The 17727-nt window shown below is 34.9% G+C and carries 12 protein-coding genes and 1 riboswitch; of the genes, 5 read left to right on the top strand and 7 right to left on the bottom strand.

Features of this window, described 5'->3' with window-relative positions:
• Nucleotides 1–161: 161 nt before the first annotated feature.
• From ACO05K_RS07460 to ACO05K_RS07475, 4 genes are all read right to left on the bottom strand, one after another.
• Nucleotides 162–2303, bottom strand: coding sequence for a GH92 family glycosyl hydrolase (locus tag ACO05K_RS07460; RefSeq protein ID WP_421943821.1), 2142 nt, complete (start codon nt 2301–2303; stop codon nt 162–164).
• A 140-nt stretch (nt 2304–2443) separates the two neighbouring features.
• The gene (locus tag ACO05K_RS07465) at nt 2444–3868 is read right to left on the bottom strand and encodes a glycoside hydrolase family 125 protein (RefSeq protein WP_421943822.1); all 1425 of its coding nucleotides are present in this window, start codon (nt 3866–3868) and stop codon (nt 2444–2446) included.
• Nucleotides 3869–4132: 264 nt separating this feature from the next.
• Nucleotides 4133–4594: a hypothetical protein gene (locus tag ACO05K_RS07470; RefSeq protein ID WP_421943823.1), complete on the bottom strand. Its 462-nt coding sequence runs from the start codon at nt 4592–4594 to the stop codon at nt 4133–4135.
• 57 nt (nt 4595–4651) lie between these two features.
• Complete coding sequence (locus ACO05K_RS07475) at nt 4652–6055, bottom strand: phage tail sheath family protein (RefSeq protein WP_421943824.1); 1404 nt, start codon at nt 6053–6055, stop codon at nt 4652–4654.
• Between the two features lie 394 nt (nt 6056–6449).
• On the opposite strand from ACO05K_RS07475, the gene ACO05K_RS07480 reads away from it, so the two are divergent.
• Nucleotides 6450–7637: a DUF1624 domain-containing protein gene (locus ACO05K_RS07480; protein ID WP_421943825.1), complete on the top strand. Its 1188-nt coding sequence runs from the start codon at nt 6450–6452 to the stop codon at nt 7635–7637.
• Between the two features lie 51 nt (nt 7638–7688).
• Here ACO05K_RS07480 and ACO05K_RS07485 read toward each other — a convergent pair whose 3' ends face one another.
• Complete coding sequence (locus tag ACO05K_RS07485; RefSeq protein ID WP_421943826.1) at nt 7689–9974, bottom strand: GH92 family glycosyl hydrolase; 2286 nt, start codon at nt 9972–9974, stop codon at nt 7689–7691.
• Nucleotides 9975–10733: 759 nt separating this feature from the next.
• On the opposite strand from ACO05K_RS07485, the gene mnmA reads away from it, so the two are divergent.
• Together mnmA and aqpZ are read left to right on the top strand one after the other, a co-directional pair.
• A complete protein-coding gene (mnmA, locus tag ACO05K_RS07490; protein WP_421943827.1) occupies nt 10734–11825 on the top strand; it encodes a tRNA 2-thiouridine(34) synthase MnmA in 1092 nt (363 codons plus the stop codon).
• Nucleotides 11826–11989: 164 nt separating this feature from the next.
• Nucleotides 11990–12697 (top strand): aquaporin Z, encoded by a 708-nt coding sequence (gene aqpZ, locus ACO05K_RS07495; protein WP_421943828.1) that lies wholly within the window; start codon nt 11990–11992, stop codon nt 12695–12697.
• 173 nt (nt 12698–12870) lie between these two features.
• On the opposite strand, the gene ACO05K_RS07500 is transcribed toward aqpZ, so the two are convergent.
• Together ACO05K_RS07500 and ACO05K_RS07505 are read right to left on the bottom strand one after the other, a co-directional pair.
• Nucleotides 12871–13386 carry a glutathione peroxidase gene (locus ACO05K_RS07500; protein WP_421943829.1) on the bottom strand — a complete coding sequence of 172 codons (516 nt, stop codon included), beginning with the start codon at nt 13384–13386 and terminating at the stop codon, nt 12871–12873.
• Nucleotides 13387–13454: 68 nt separating this feature from the next.
• On the bottom strand, nt 13455–14459 hold the full coding sequence (locus ACO05K_RS07505; RefSeq protein ID WP_421943830.1) for a hypothetical protein: 1005 nt from the start codon (nt 14457–14459) through the stop codon (nt 13455–13457).
• Between the two features lie 217 nt (nt 14460–14676).
• A riboswitch (SAM riboswitch) is annotated at nt 14677–14787 on the top strand.
• Nucleotides 14788–15082: 295 nt separating this feature from the next.
• On the opposite strand from ACO05K_RS07505, the gene ACO05K_RS07510 reads away from it, so the two are divergent.
• Both ACO05K_RS07510 and ACO05K_RS07515 read left to right on the top strand, forming a co-directional pair.
• Complete coding sequence (locus tag ACO05K_RS07510; RefSeq protein WP_421943831.1) at nt 15083–16441, top strand: O-acetylhomoserine aminocarboxypropyltransferase/cysteine synthase family protein; 1359 nt, start codon at nt 15083–15085, stop codon at nt 16439–16441.
• 8 nt (nt 16442–16449) lie between these two features.
• A complete protein-coding gene (locus ACO05K_RS07515) occupies nt 16450–17508 on the top strand; it encodes a homoserine O-acetyltransferase family protein (protein ID WP_421943832.1) in 1059 nt (352 codons plus the stop codon).
• Nucleotides 17509–17727: the final 219 nt, after the last annotated feature.

The raw sequence follows: 17727 nt of genomic DNA on the forward strand, positions 1-17727 counted from the left end.
AGAGGCATAGGGGCAATTAGTTCTACTAACTTAATAAAATTAAGCTGTTAAATAAATTAACAACCCTCAATATGTAAAATTTCTTTGATGTTTAAATACATAAAATAAAAAAAGCCTTTGCAAATATTTCAAAGGCTTAATTATTCAGTTAAAAAGTGCTGTTAATTGGTCAATATTTCTACTTTACCACCATTTTTAAATAAATCATGAGAAACAAAATAACCATTATTTACCTTTCCATTCACTTTTATCGAGGTTAATCCTCGTCCCTTATTTGGTTTGCTAATGGTAATGGTTTTGCCATTGCTTGTTCTCCATTTAATTTCATCAAAAAGTGGCGCTGTAACAATATATTCTGCATCAGTTGCCGAAAACGGATATAAACCAAGTGAGCTGAAAACATACCATGATGACATTTCGCCTGCATCGTCCATACCACATAAAGCTAAACCTTCATCACCAATACCATACAAAGTATTCATAATCGTATCTAAAATCTTCTGAGATTTTTCTGGCTTATTAATAAAATGATAAGAAAAAGGAGCCTCGTGATCGGGTTGATTACCATGACAATATTGTCCAATCATTGTTTCAACGTTACGGGCAATATAATTTGGATTCCATGGTACGGTAAACAAAGAATCGAGCTTTGATTCAAAGCCTTTTGGTCCGCCATAAAGTTCTATTAATCCTGGCATATCATGCGGCGCAAAGAAAGAAACCTGCCAAGCGTTCGCCTCTCTGTACATATATTCATAATACGGAAACTGTGGATTAAATGGCTTTATCCATGATCCATCAGCCAGTTTACCACGCATAAATCTTGTTGATGGATCGAACATATTTTTATAGTTTTTAGAACGAGCCATTAAAATTCTATAATTTGCAGTATCGCCTAATTTCTTGGCAATTTGTGCAACCGAGTAATCATCGTAAGAATATTCTAATGTTTTAGAGACACCTGCAGCAGCCTTAGTTTCTACTTGCGGATTCGGAATATCCGGATCGGAAATAAAACCCTTTTTAATATATTCTTCAACATGCGGACGAGCACCACCCGGTGTATTGGCATTTTTTAATAGAATTTGATAAGTGCCTTTGATGTCAAAATTATCGATACCGCGAAGATAAGCACCTGCGATAGATGAAGAACCATGATCACCATGAAAGAAGGTTGGAATAAACCCTTTCTTATCTCCTACATCTTTCATCGATTTTATTACGTCAAGCGTAACATCAGGAGAAATTAAGCCTAACAAAACATCTTTATTCCTATAGGTATCCCACAAAGATGGCTCTGTGTAATAGTTAAAATCTGCTTTAACAACCTTTCTATTTGCATCAGTAAATTCACCGTTTACATCACTTCTCAAAGCAGGCCATAAAAATGAACGATATAAACATGAATAAAGCATAACTTTTTGCTTTTCAGTTCCACCTTTAACTTGAATAGATGACAATATTTTCTCCCATTTTGAAGTTGCCTCTTTACGAACTTCTGCAAAAGATTTTTTCCCAATTTCTGCAAGCAAATTTTCTTTTGCATTTTCTGTACTTACAAAAGATAAACCTATTTTGAGTTCTACAGGAGTAGCATTACCATCGGCCAAATAAGCAATTGCATAACCGGTTCTTTTACCTTCTTCAGTTTTTTGCAGTTTATCTATTTTTGTATTGATAATTGCATAGAAATAAACATTCTCTCCGCCTTGAAAACCCTTAATTACATTTGTACCCTCTTGTTCGATATTCCAGGTTGATACACGACTATTTGCCTTTCCCATATCGAAAAGGATTTGTCTGTTAGCGTTATTCTTAAATTCATATTTGTGAAAACCAGCTCTTAAAGTTGATGTAAGACTTACGTTTACATTATAATCATCTAAATAAACCTGATAAAAACCAGGCGCAGAACTTTCGTTTTTATGAGAAAATTTTGAACCAAATTTTTCACCCGGGTTTGACATTGGTAAAATTGGAATATTACACAAATTCCAATGCCCTTTGTTTGTGTGTGTAAAACCTAAAATTATATCATCTTCATATTCATATCCTGCACCCGATCCATATTCCGTCATCGGACTTAACTGCACCATCGCATTTGGCAAAGATGTTCCAGGGAAAGTTAAACCCGCCCAAGAACGCCATCCTTTAGGTAATTCATAACCCAAAATTTTTGGATCAGTTAAAGGTGCTGTTCCAATAAATGTGTTTACATATTTGGTAAAGGTTTGACTTTTTGCAGATCCTGATAATAGCAACAACAGCATTACATAAAGAAATTGCTTGGTTTGATTTTTCATTAGATGATTATATTTTGGTTGGAAATCAAATGGTAAAAAATTGGTATTGGTGATAAAATTAGCGATGAGATTATTCTAAATCGATTTATTAAAAATTAAATAAAAAAGCCCGCTTCATTTTATTGAAGACGGGCTAACAATTAAACTTTTAATAGAGCAGGCTTTTCATTGTAAGTTCTCCAGAGTAACTCACCAAATAAAGTATTAGACCATGCGAACCAAGAGCGTGTAAACTTGGCTGGGTCATTTTTGTGGAAGCCTTCATGCATGAAGCCTGTACCAGCATGTGTTTTTTGTAAAGTTTCTATGCACCACTTAATTTCTTTATCATCGGTAGATGTTAAAGCCCTCATAGTGATGCTCATTGGCCAAATCATATCTTGTCCAACATGCGGACCGCCAATACCTTCGGCTGCGGTTCCTTTAAAGAAATATGGATTATCTAAAGAAAGTGCAAACTTTCTTGTGTTTTGATAAATCGGATCATCAAGTTTTACTGCACCTAAATAAGGTAAACTCAATAAACTCGGCACATTAGAATCATCCATTAAATAAGTACTTCCAAAACCATCAACCTCAAAAGCATAAATTTTACCGTATTTAGGATGGTTCACAATTGCGTGTTTTTGAATAGCAGCACTTACTTCATCAGCAAGATTTAACAAGTTACTTTCTAAAGCAGCATCACTTTGTAAAGACTTAATCATTTCTGCAGCTTGTCTTAAGCTTGTTACGGCAAAGAAGTTTGAAGGAATAAGGAATGGAAAAATAGTCGCATCATCACTAGGGCGAAAAGCTGAGCATATTAATCCAACCGGATTTACCGGAAAGCCATAACCTGCCATTGGTAATGAATCTGTTGGATGAGTGGTATTACGTTGAAAATGGTACGGACCATTATTTGATTTACGTTGCTGCTCTTTAAAAGTTTTTAAAGTTGCTTCAATACCTTTTTTCCAATTGGCATCAAACGGAGCTTTATCTCCGGTTTTTTTCCAGTAAAAATAGGCTAAGCGAATTGGGTAGCATAGTGAGTCGATTTCCCACTTTCTTTCGTGTACGCCAGACTGCATATCAGTACGGTCGGTTTTCCACTCACCTACCTTATTCGGATCGCCATAAAATGCATTGGCATAGGGATCTTTTAAAACACATTGTGTTTGGTGACTAATAACGCCAGCAATTAATTTTTTTAATGGCTCATCTTCATTTACAAATTGTAAATAAGGCCAAACCTGTGCAGAACTATCACGCAGCCACATTGCATCAATATCACCAGTAATTACATAAGTATCTGGTTTGCCGTTTTTCTCTGAATAATAAACTGTAGTATCTAAAGTATTCGGAAAGCAGTTTTCGAACAACCAATTCAATTCAGGATTTTTAACCTTGCTTTGAAATGTTTTTATTGCATTATCTACTGCTTTACTTTTAAAATGTCTTTTACCTTCAGCAACTCTTACTACCGGAAATTCTGGTGCTAATTCTGCGGCAAAAGAAAATTTTGAGGCCACAACACCAGCACCTAATAAGCCTGTGTTTTGAATAAAAGTTCTTCTTTTCATAATTATTCTTTGTGTATTTGTTTTAGGTTGTTCTTACAGAAAAGGGCAAGCGATTGATATTATTATCTTTGATATATACGCTCGAGTAAAAAATATTCCGGTTAGAACTAAAACAAATATATATTAAAATTTTCTGAAGATCAAAATCAAAAAAGGCAATTAAGGCATTCCTAAATCGTTTTTTCAATACGTACCAAAGAAATTACAAGCAATGCTTATGGAAGGATATTTTAGCAATAAAAATTTGCTAAAGATTAAAGAAATTTATTGTTCACCATTTACGATAGATGATTTGAATAACCAATCCATATTCATTTTCGCAAAATCAGAGTGACTATTTACTTCCAAATGAAAACTACAGTTAGAGTAAAATGTATTCCTGTCGATAAGCTTAATAACTCTTGTTAAAAGATTGCTATCATCTTTTAGAGATCGGATAAACTCAACAAACAGATTTGCATAGTTAGAATAAAGAGACAGTAAAATACTTTTTGGTTCGAATAACGTTTCCTTCGACAACCAATTTGGCTTAAACCCATGGGTGATGTAGAAAACCAAGGCCTCATAATCATTAATAATGTTTTCAAAACAATCTTCAGAACACATATAATTCGTTGGTTTTTTCTCCATCATATTATATTGAAAAATTATTTCCTCAAATTGATTTACAGGCAACATTTTTTTTAATCTACTTGCCTTAGTTCTGATAGGTGATGTTGAGATCATAAGATTTTAATTAGATTAATATGTTTGTTAATCGGGTTCAATAAAAACCCAAAAATTTTAATTCACTTTCAATTCCATTCTCATTATTATGAATTCAGCCGTTCGAACAGGAGCCAATCCAATTTCTACAATCATTTTCCCTTCCAAAATATCTCTCGCAGTCATCGTTTCACCGAGTCCGATTTTTATATAAAAAGCATGCTCTGGTTTAATTCCTTGCAAAGCTCCATTTCTCCACAATTGAATTAAAAAATTTTCACAAATAGTTTTAATTCTTACCCATGAGTTTGCATCGTTAGGTTCAAAAACAAAAGACTCTATACCCTTTTTAATACTATCTTCAACAAAGTTGAAAAAGCGACGAACCGGAATGTATCGCCATTCATTATCATTTCCCGCAAGCGTTCTTGCACCCCAAACTAGAGTGCCTTTACCTGCAAAAAATTTTATTATATTAACTGATTTACCAGCATCTACATCAATATTAAAAAGATCTTGTTCATTGTTTGTTAAAGTTACACATGGTAGTTTAATCTGATTAACTGCAACATTGGCTGGTGCTTTCCAAACACCTCTATCTCTATCCATTTTTGCCATAACTCCAGCTATAGCAGCCGCAGGTGGTAAATCAATTGTGCATTTGCTAAGCTCATCTTTTATTAGACTGTATAATTCAGATTCCTTTAGTTCTGCTAGCGATTTACCTTCAAAAGCTCCAGAATTATCGTTTAACAAATGCTTTATATAAATTTTATGTTCATCATACTCATATTTTAATGTAGATTGAAGCCAAGGGTAATACATGCATCCATATTTAAGATTTTCTGAGGAAACATCGTTGCGCATTATCTTTAAATCATTTATTGGCTTTGTGGAATCAACCCAGGAATTAAATATTGCAATTCTATCTTTTAATCTGTAGCATTGAGATAAAGCTAAATCGTTCAGGTATTTATAGCCTGATGAAGTTTCGCTTTTATTGATATGCTTATCGGTAAAAACAATCATGGTTACTTCATCAATTTGTGCAACAGCATCAAGACATGCTTGTCCACAACTGTCATCAAAAGAACTGGAATAATCTCCAGATGAAGCAATATAGCATGAATTACCTCCGTTTCCGAAAAACATTTGAAGGGCATAATACATGTATGCTCCGCTCACAGATTTCTCATCCACATCAAGCTCTAACTGTCGGTTAAATGTTTCAGTTTGAGTATCAATAATAGATACAGAGAAAATTAAATGTTCTGAGCTTGCATTACCAAAATAACGTTCGTAATCAGTAAATGACGAAATTTTTATAGGCTTTGTAGCTATATTATTGGCATTATCCTGGTGGTTATTAAATTCTGTACGCCCAATAAACGCAGGAATTGCCGTTTCTGCAGGATGAATTACAGGCAATGAGGCGCTTATTTCTTCAACATAAACTCCCGGTGTATTGTACAGTTTAGGCATTTTGAAAATTATTGTATGGCTTTGACCGCAGATATTACTACAACAATCTGAAAACCATAAGATTAGGAATGATTAAAGTCTTATATAAACCTAAAAAATTAAATTATAGCGTTACTAACATAATTTATAAATTTTATTAACACTCTAATAATCAACAAAATGACCTTAAATCTACTTTAATGCTATTTTTTTAAATCGCTTCAACTTTCGAAAGATAGAGTTATTAACAATTCTCGCAACACTCCTTTTAGGAATAAAATCGTAATTATTTGAATTTCAACACAAAAGCGATTTTTTTCCTGATATATTTTCTTACAATTATCTAAAACAATGTATCTTTAAAACTACAATAGGCAAATCTAACCATCCCTAAACTTATTGTAGTACCAAACAAATGAATGCTGACCAAACGCTTTTATCAAAACGGATCGTTTCGATTGATATTCTAAGAGGCCTCGTTATGATAATTATGGCTTTAGACCATACCCGAGATTTCTTTCATATTGATGCAATGACTAGTGATCCACTAAATCCTGATACAACATCTGGAATTTTATTTTTTACAAGGTGGATTACTCATTTTTGTGCACCAACTTTTGTGTTTCTATCCGGACTTTCAGCTTATCTCTCAGCACAAAATAAAACTGCTGCGCAAGCAAGTTCATTTCTTCTTAAAAGAGGTTTATGGCTAATTTTTGTGGAAATAGCAATCGTTACACTCGGATTAACCTTTAACCCAATGTACAATTTTATAATACTTCAGGTAATTTGGGCAATTGGTTGTAGCATGATATTTCTGGCAATCTTCAGCCGAATTTCTTATAAATTAGTACTTGTTTTAGGTATAATCTTAGTATTCGGACATAACCTATTCAATCTATTTCCAGTTCCAAAAGACGAAAATCTTTCAATTGTTTTAAAAGTATTTTTTACTGCTTTCGGAACTGTTTTGCCATTAGGAAATAACCATTTTGTTGGCGTTTTCTATGCAATTTTACCTTGGACAGGCATTATGTTTTTGGGTTATGCGGCCGGCAAATGGTTTAGCAAAGATTATAACCCAATAAAAAGAAACAGAAACCTACTAAATTTCGGCGCACTAGCATTGGTACTTTTTGTTGCCTTAAGGCTATTAAGTTTTTACGGCGATCCATCACCAAGAAAAGAATATCACGATTTAGCTAAAAACCTGTTATCGTTTTTTAATGTAAGTAAGTATCCGCCTTCGTTACAATATACAAGCATTACAATTGGTGTAGCGCTGCTTCTATTATCATTATTTGAAGATGTAAGAAATAAGGCCAGCAAAGTGCTTTCTGTATATGGCTCGGTACCATTCTTTTATTACATAATACATTTCTACTTATTACATATAATTCTGATAGCGCTATTCTTTCTCGAAGGCAATACATCTGCACAAATTGTTCAAATGCCATTTTGGTTTCGTCCGGTTGCATTCGGTTACAATTTATGGATTGTTTATGCAATATGGATAACAGTAGTTGCATCTCTTTATTATCCATGTAAATGGTTTAAAAAATATAAGGAAACGCACCAAAAATGGTGGTTGAGATACTTGTAAAATAAAAAAACCGCTGGCAAATACCAGCGGTTAGCTAATCTATGGGATGTTTTATTTCTTTGGCTTTGCAGACATGTAAAAAGTCAGCTTGCCGCCGTTTGTAATATCACTATGTTTAATTTGGTAATCGGTAATTTCTTTACCGTTTAATAAAACCTTTTGTACATAAACATTTTTCGGGCTTTGCTTAATCGCCTCTACAGTAAAGGTTTTACCATTTTCCAAGTTAATAATTGCATTGTTTACAGCAGGGCTACCCAACGAATAAACATCAGAACCGGGAGAAACTGGATAAAATCCTAATGATGAAAACATGTACCAAGCGCTCATTTGTCCGCAATCATCATTTCCTCCCAATCCGTCGGCAGTAGGTTTATATTGCATATTTAAAATATGACGAACCTGAGCCTGTGTTTTCCAAGGCTGTCCTGCCCAATTATAAAAATAAGCAATGTGGTGAGCAGGCTCATTTCCATGTACATAACCACCAATAATACCTTCGCGGGTAATATCTTCAGTATGTGCAAAAAATTCATCTGGTAAATGCATGGTAAATAAAGTATCTAGACGAGATGCAAATTTTGCTTTACCACCCATTACCTCTATTAACGCAGCCGGATCATGTGGAACAAAGAAACTGTAATTCCAGCTATTACCCTCAATAAACCCCTGTCCTTCAGTATCTTTAGGGTCGAATGCTTTTTTAAAAGTGCCATCAGCTAATTTAGGGCGCATAAAGCCAGATGCTGCATCCCAGTTATTTCTCCAGTTGTTCGAACGTTTAATGAATTCGTTATAAACATCTGTTCGGTTTAACTTTTTTGCTAATTGAGCAATCGCCCAATCATCATAAGAATACTCAAGATTATTCGAAACCGAAGTTCCGCTTTTATCTGCCGGGATAAACCCTTTGTCGATATAATAACCAATACCTTCATAATCGCGGTGGTTTGCCGTTGCGATACAAGCGTCCAATGCTTTATTTGCATCACCATTATACGTGCCTTTTATGATAGCATCAGCAATAACAGAAACGCTATGATAACCACTCATACACCAATTATCGTTAGCATAATGCGACCAAATTGGCAGCATATGTAAACTACTTTGGTCGAAATGAGCCATCATTGATTTTACCATATCATTGCTTCTACTCGGTTGCATGATGTTAAAAAATGGATGCAATGCTCGGTAAGTATCCCAAAGTGAAAAGGTAGTGTAATTGGTAAAACCATCTGCTTTATGAACACCTTGGTCTAAGCCTTTATATTCTCCATTCAAATCTGTATATACCGTAGGATTTATAAAAGAATGATATAACGCAGTATAGAAGTTGATTTTATTATCATTTGAGGCATTAACCTGAATTTTATTCAATTCTTTATTCCAGGTAGTTTGTGCCTGCGCTTTTACTTTGTTAAAATCCCATCCCGAGATTTCTCCACGCATATTTTGAAGTGCATTTTCCTGACTTACCGGAGATAATGCAAACTTAATTTTAACTTTCTCTCCTTCTTCAGTATCAAAATCGAAGAACATTTTTAACTTTTTACCTGCAATTTCCGGGAAGTTTTTGTCTTGGTTAAATTTACCCCAAAAACCTCTGTAAGCTTGTTTTGCATCGTAACTTTTTCTTCCGTAGCTTTTAAAAGGCTTAGAAAAACTCATTGCGAAATAAACCGTTCTTGTTCTTGCCCAGCCGTTAGTTTGGCGATATCCAGTAACCAAGGTATCGTTTACAACACGAACATAAGTCCAGACCGTTTTTTCGTCATAGTTGTAAATTCCAGCCATCAAATCTAAAATAATATGCGATTGGTCTGATTTCGGAAAAGTATATTGGTGCATTCCAACACGAGTTGTTGCCGTAAGCTCAGCAGTTATATTATCATCATCGAGCTTAACTTTGTAATAACCAGCCTCGGCAACTTCATTGGCATGTGAATACGCAGAGCGATAGCCAGATTTTGGGTCGCTTGCTGTACCAGGATTTAGCTGCAGTTTGCCTTGAGTTGGCATGATTAAAAAATCGCCTAAATCAGAGTGGCCTGTACCACTAAAATGTGTATGACTGAAACCAGTGATCGTTTTATCTTCATATTTATAGCCTGCACAATATTTATATACATCGCCGTTGTACTTTCCATTTACTTCGTAAGATAAAGTATCGGTTTCTGGGCTAAGTTGTACAGCACCAAATGGAACCGTAGCGCCCGGATAAGTATGCCCCATTTTTGAAGTACCAATTATCGGCTTAACATACTGCACTAAATTTTGCTGAGCAGACACTGCAAAAGCAGAAAACAGCAAACAAGTCAGGATAATCTTTTTAATCATATCGGTTTTAAAATTTAAAAATTCTAAGGTATTAATTTATCTGGAAATGATTAGCTAAAGTAAATCTAAATCGATTAACTAACTAAAAAAATACAAAGTTTTATATAAATGTTTTGAAAAGCAATTTTAGTGGTTCTCGGTTAATATTGTCCCACTAAATGCTTCAATCTTTCAAGTTTTATCATTTCTGAAGGTTAATTTATTTTTAAAAATCAATATCAGAAAATTTCATAGCTGATTTGCGTTTTGCATTCCCCTCTTCCAGAGGGGTGCCCGCAGGGCGGGGTGTTTATTTGTCTTGGCCAGACGGGCCTTTTTCTTTTGACAACAAAAGAAACAAAATTGCCGGCTCAAAATTTTTGTTTTAAAGTTAGAGGTTTGGCTTTGACATTACATGCCCAATCCCGTACGTACGGGATGTTAGGCCGGTTTAAAGTAGAGCGAAGAAGTAGTGCGGAGGCTTAGTTGGGTTGTAATTATTAGTCGTTAAAAATGTAATGGTAAGAAAGATTTGTTTTGAATTTTGCAGGTTTATTGCACAATTTTAAGTTTCTAAACCAGATTGAAGCGGATACCGGCCTCGTGATTAAGGACTGCAGGCGTATGAGCAAAAAGCTGGATGAATATTAATTATTGAGCAGGTTTTGCTTTAATAAAAATTTACTACCAAAAACTAAGCCTTAGCTTTTTACAAGTAACTGACTTGCTTTACTTAAATTGAGCCAAATAAACCTTATTTTTGCATCCAATTATTTTAAGATGAGTAAACACGGTAGAATTCTGGTAGCCATGAGTGGCGGGGTTGATAGTTCGGTAGCAGCGGTTATGCTACATGAGCAGGGTTATGAAGTAATTGGCCTAACCATGAAGACCTGGGATTACGCTTCATCTGGCGGTAGCAGCAAGGAAACTGGCTGTTGCTCTTTAGATAGTATAAACGATGCTCGTACACTTGCCGTAAACTATGGTTTTCCGCATTATATTTTAGATATACGTGATGAATTTGGCGATTATGTAATTGACAATTTTGTTGACGAATACCTTGCCGGAAGAACGCCAAATCCTTGTGTATTATGTAATACCCACATTAAATGGGAAGCTTTACTTAAACGTGCCAACAAATTAGATTGTGAATTTATTGCAACCGGGCATTATGCAAATATTCGTCAGCAAGATAGCGGACGTTATGTAATTTCGAAAGGTAAAGATGAAAACAAAGACCAATCTTATGTACTTTGGGGTGTTTCTCAAGAAAATCTTTCACGCACAAAATTCCCATTAGGAAGTTTCGCTAAAGCGGATATAAGACAAATGGCTTTGGATATGGGTCAGGAAGAATTGGCTAAAAAATCTGAAAGCTATGAAATTTGCTTTGTACCTGATAACGATTATAGAGCATTTTTACGCCACAAGGTTGAAGATTTGGAAGAGCGTGTAGCTGGTGGGAATTTCATTTTAAGCAATGGAATGGTTGTTGGACAGCATAAAGGTTATCCTTTTTATACCATTGGCCAACGTAAAGGTTTGGGTGTAGCTTTTGGAGAACCAATGTTTGTAACCCAAATTTTACCAGAAAGCAATACGGTTATGTTGGGCAGAGCTGATGAATTAGAACGCAAAGAAGCGATGGTTAGGAACATTAATCTGGTAAAATATGCAAGTATTGAAGAACCTTTGAATGATGTAATTACGAAAATCCGTTATAAGGATGCAGGTATGTTAAGTACAATTGTGCAGGAGAAAGATAGAATGCGTGTTGTTTTTGACCATAATGTTTCTGCAATCGCGCCTGGCCAATCGGCTGTGTTTTACGAAGGAAATGATTTACTTGGTGGTGGATTTTTAGTTTAAATACATCACTTTCAATATATAAATAGCCGACAAAATTGTCGGCTATTTTTGTTTTTAAGCCACCTTTGTTCGTGTTTAAATTATTAAAATTTTGAAATTGTAATTTTTAAGTTACTTTTGTGGCATCTCATTCCTATTTAATTTTTTAACTAAAACACAATTAAATGGAAACGAGTAAATTCTCAAAATTTAGCGCCGAATTTCTTGGCACTTTAGTATTAGTTTTAATGGGTTGCGGCAGTGCGGTTATTGCTGGTGCTGATGGAACAACAGGTGTTGGCTTCTTAGGCATATCTTTCGCCTTTGGCTTATCGGTTGTTGCAATGGCTTATGCAATTGGGCACATTTCTGGTTGCCACATTAACCCTGCAATTTCAATTGGAATGGTTGTAGCCGGCAGAATGAAAGCAAGTGAAGCAGCTTATTACATTGTAGCTCAAATTTTAGGCGCCATTGCTGGTGCTGGTTTGCTTTACCTTATAGTTAGTAACCAGGCAACTTTCGAAATGAAAGAATGGGCATTAGGTTCTAACGGTTGGGGAAAAGGTTATTTAGGCGAATACAATTCTACAGCAGCATTTATTGCAGAAGCAGTATTCACATTTATTTTCTTATTGGTAATTTTTGGCTCTACATCTACCAAAAATATTAATGGTGGTTTCGCTGGTTTGGCAATCGGACTTTCGTTGGTTTTAATTCACATTGTTGGAATTAAAGTAACAGGCGTTTCTGTAAATCCTGCTCGTAGTATTGGCCCTGCAATACTAGCTGGTGGCGAAGCACTAAAGCAAGTTTGGATGTTTATTGCAGCTCCAGTTGTTGGTGCTGTTTTAAGTGCAATAGTTTGGAAAAACTTGTTGGAGAAAAACTAGCTTGATGATGGAAATAGGGAAAATGGAAGATGTTAGATGGAATGATATATCACCTAACAATTTTCTTAAACATTAATCTATAAAAAAGGGTAAAATGGAATTTCCATTTTACCCTTTTTTATTTAAGATGCGAGAGAAATTCATTCCATCTCCCATTTTACATCTTCCATTAATTATAGGTTCTTTACAATCGCTTCGTCCATAGGTTTTGTTTTTGAACGGAAACGATGAACCAACTCCCCTTTTTCGTTAATTAAGAATTTCTCAAAATTCCATTTAATATCGCCTTGCTCTTCTGTATTAGTTTGAGTAATTAGATATTTAAACAGCGGGCTAATATCATCGCCTTTTACACTACTTTTTTCAGCAAGTAAAAAAGAAACATTATATTTTCCTGTACAAAATTCTTTGATTTCTGCATTAGTAGAAAATTCCTGGCCACCGAAGTTACCTGCCGGAAATCCAATTAATACTACTTTTTTGCCATACTGCTTTTGAAGTTTTTCTAAATCTTCATATTGTGGTGTGTAACCACATTTTGATGCCGTATTTACGATCAGGATTTTCTTTCCCTTATACTTAGAAAGTTTAACTTCTTTACCATCGATGGTTTTGAAACTGAAATCGTAAACATTTTTTGGTGGCGTAGGCAGCAAAAAGTTCAGGAGGATTAAAATTGTGCTTATCATTTTATGTTTTATTTTATATACGAATATAGGTACAAATAGGTTTCTGTAATAGATATTTGTTTTTAAATCTACTTAGGATTACAAATGGTAACCAGTTTGGCATTATAGTTGGCATTTAATGGCTCATTTGTTTGTGCTAATCGTTGCGAACCTGTATTTGCCGGGCAAGCAATATCGCCAACAGCATCATAAACCAGTTTATTTCCATTAGCCAATAATTCTTTCGGAACGTAAACCTGAACTTTAGTTATAGAATAACCAGAAGGAAAATAACGCACATAATAACCATCAGGATGTTTAGTCCAAATTCCACTTGGAACATCGGCTCTTGGAGGTGCCATTCCAGCTATAATTGCATACTTTTCCATATCAGCATAAGTGTAATTGCCTGATGAAACCAGCTGACGGATATTATTTTCGGCTTCAAAAACAGCTTTAACTCCAGATGGCAATTGGTCTTTAGCTTTTTCCATGACATCAAATGGTAAAATACCTAAGGCACCACCTTCTAATTGAGTAAGTTGTTTTGGTGTAAGTAATTTAATTGCTGTAAATTTTACTTGTCCGGCGTAATCAGCAAATTTTGTTCTGGCAATTATCGTCCACAATAAAACCTGAATATCATGTTGTTCTACATCCTGATGTTTTTCGGCGCTTCTTAAAACTGCGTTTACGATTTCATCTTTCGGACCTAAAACTGGAGCAAACATGTAACCATCTCCCTTTGATGGCGCAAAAGTTCCTGCTTTTAGGCAATAACTTTTATTAGTCATTTCGTAAAAACCCTCACATAAAATGTAACCACCATCCGTATTTTTCGGCAATAAATATAATGGTTGAAATTTTGCTGAAGCGTTGAAATCAGGCATCTTCTCGCCTTCGCGGTTTACATCTTCAAAACTTGTTGAGATAGCCGCAGGTTGTTTCAAAAATTTATCTACACCGAGTGCTTTTGCACCCTGAGCTGTTCCAACTTTTAGTAATTTATCTTTTAAGCCACCAAATTGTGCTTTTGCAGATACGCAAGCTAAGGATATTGCAAGCGTAAAAAGGATGATTTTAGAGTTTTTCATTAATGATTAGAATTTTATAGGTATCACAAACTTAGAACTTTACAATTAATTCTATGTAAATTTTAACAGAATTATCAAACCTGGTTCAATTTATACACATCATTTACATCAATTTAAATAAAAATCAGAATTTTATTTTGTGAATTAAAATTAAATTCAGACATTTGAAATATTATTTGGCAAAGCAGCTAAATAAAAGTCAATCTTTAATCAGATTGATTTATAAAGAAGTGGCGAGAGACTGGCTCCATGACCCACTGGCAACCCTCAGAAAGAGAAGGTGCCAATTCCTGACCGGATAACAAGGTGTTATTTGGAGATATAAATTATAACTGATGAAAACATTAAATCTTCAATCGCAAAGCGAACCCAGTCAAAATAACAACAAAGTAGAAATTTCTTCTATTTCGATGATTTGTTTGGATATGCAGGCGATTACTTGTATGTGCTGTTGCATACAGTAATCTAAAAATCTTCCTCTTTTGTTTTCTTTTCAAATTGGAAGGTCCCGAAAAATCGGGATACGCCCCTATAAGATTATCTTGATTTAGCATTATAATATTTTATAATCAAAGTCTGGTAATTAATGTATTCAAACATTCACATAATCAATTATTAGAAAAATGTCAACTTCATATAAATTTGAAACTTTACAGCTACATGCTGGCCAGGAAATAGACCCAACTACAGGTGCAAGAGCTGTTCCAATATATCAAACAACATCTTATGGTTTCAACAGTGCTGAACACGGTGCGAATTTGTTTGCACTGAAAGAGTTCGGGAACATTTATACTCGTTTGATGAATCCAACAACTGATGTTTTTGAAAAAAGAATTGCTGCTTTAGAAGGTGGAGTTGCTGCTTTGGCTGTTGCATCTGGTCAGGCTGCACAGTTTATCGCTTTGCATAATATTTTAGAAGCTGGAGATAGCATAGTTTCATCATCACATATTTATGGCGGAACTTACAACCAATTTAAAGTTTCTTTTAAACGTTTAGGCATTCATGTTGATTTTGCAAACCCTGATGTACCTGAAGAATTTGAAGCAAAAATCACAGAAAAAACAAAAGCCATCTATTTAGAAACCATCGGAAACCCTGCTTTTAGTGTTCCTGATTTTGAAAAGATTGCCGCTATTGCAAAGAAATATGATATTCCTTTAGTTGTTGATAATACTTTTGGCGCTGGCGGATATTTGTTTAAACCTTTAGAGCATGGCGCAAACATTGTTGTAGAATCTGCAACAAAGTGGATTGGTGGACATGGAACCAGCATTGGTGGTGTAATTGTAGATGGCGGAAACTACAATTGGGGAAATGGAAAATTTGCTCAGTTTACAGAACCATCAGAAGGTTATCACGGATTAGTTTTTAATGACGTTTTTGGTATTGGTGGTCCTTTTGGAAACATCCAGTTCATTATTCGTGCTCGTGTAGAAGGCTTAAGAGATTTAGGCCCGTCTTTGTCTCCATTTAATTCTTTCCTTCTATTACAAGGTTTGGAAACTTTATCTCTCCGAGTTCAACGTCATGTTGATAATGCTTTAGAATTAGCAACCTGGCTAGAAAACCATCCTTTGGTTAAAGAAGTACAATACCCAGGTTTGGCAAGCAGTAAATACAATGGTTTAGCTAAAAAATATCTGAGCAATGGTTTTGGTGGTGTTTTAACCTTTGAACTTAACGGTACAAAAGGAAATGCAACACAGGTTATTGATAGCTTGAAATTAGTTTCTCACTTGGCTAATGTTGGTGATGCAAAAACATTAATTATTCAACCATCAGCAACAACGCATCAGCAGTTAAGCGAAGCCGAGCAATTAGCCGCAGGTGTAAAACCAAACGCATTAAGAGTTTCTGTTGGTATTGAGCATATTGATGATATAAAAGCTGATTTTGAGCAAGCGCTTTCGCGAACATCAACGCAAAAATTACTGAAGAAACTTTGCAAGCCTAAAAAACATTTTTCAATACGATACTAGAATTTATAATGAGTACTGAATCAACATATAATTACCCTAAACAGTTTAAATTAGAAAACGGTAAAAAAATCCGTAATCTGCAAATTGCTTATCAAACTTATGGAAAGTTAAATGCAAATAAAGATAATGTAATTTGGGTTTGCCATGCACTTACGGCGAATGCTGATGTTTTTGAGTGGTGGGAAGGTTTGTTCGGGCAAAACGCTTTATTCAACCCTAACGACCATTATATTGTTTGTGCTAATGTATTAGGCTCTAACTACGGAACAACGAATCCGTTAAGCGTAAACCCAGTAACTGGCCAACCTTATTATCTGGCTTTTCCGCAGTTTACCATCAGAGATTTTGTTTCAGCGCATCAGTTATTGGCAAATCATTTAGGCATCAACCAAATTAAACTTTTAATTGGTGGTTCTTTAGGTGGTCAGCAAGCTGTAGAATGGGGAATTACAGAACCTAATAGAATTGAAAACCTTATTCTAGTTGCCACAAATGCTGTTCATTCTCCTTGGGGAATTGCATTTAACGAAAGTCAGCGTTTAGCTATTGCGACTGACAGAACATTCTATGCAAATCAACCAGATGGTGGCAGTAAAGGTTTAAAAACTGCTCGTAGTATTGCGCTATTAAGTTACAGAACTTACAACGCTTATGGTAGTACGCAAGTTGAAAGCGTTAACGATAAGACCGATAATTTCCGGGCATCATCGTACCAAAACTATCAAGGTGAAAAATTGATAAACCGCTTTAATGCTTACAGTTATTATTACCTAACTAAAGCTATGGATAGCCATAATGTTGGCAGAAATCGTAAATCAATTGCTGAAGCTTTGAAATTAATTAAGGCAAATACTTTAGTTATTGGAATTGAAAACGACTTCCTCTTCCCTATTTCTGAGCAAAAATATTTGGCAGACAATATTACTGGTGCTGAGTTTGAAACCATTCATTCTGAATACGGACACGACGGTTTTTTAATAGAAACTAATGCTTTGACTAACATCATCGGAAATTTTATTAAGGAAAGCAGGGACAAGAAAATTTTCAAGCTGCAGCATACTGCCTAGCAAGGTTAAAAGTAAAAAGTAAAAAATTTAAAGTTAAGCATGCCGCTTAAGCTGAAAGCTAAAATAATTAATCAGCCACGGAAACACTGAATCACAGAAAAATAAGAAATATGATTCCGTGTAAAGCATTGTTTCCGTGGCAAATAAATACAAACAAAATAGTAGCGAAAACGCTGTAAAAATCTTGTCTTGATACTCAATACTAGATACTCAAAACTC

The organism is Pedobacter sp. (assembly GCF_965227205.1).
Taxonomy (GTDB): domain Bacteria; phylum Bacteroidota; class Bacteroidia; order Sphingobacteriales; family Sphingobacteriaceae; genus Pedobacter.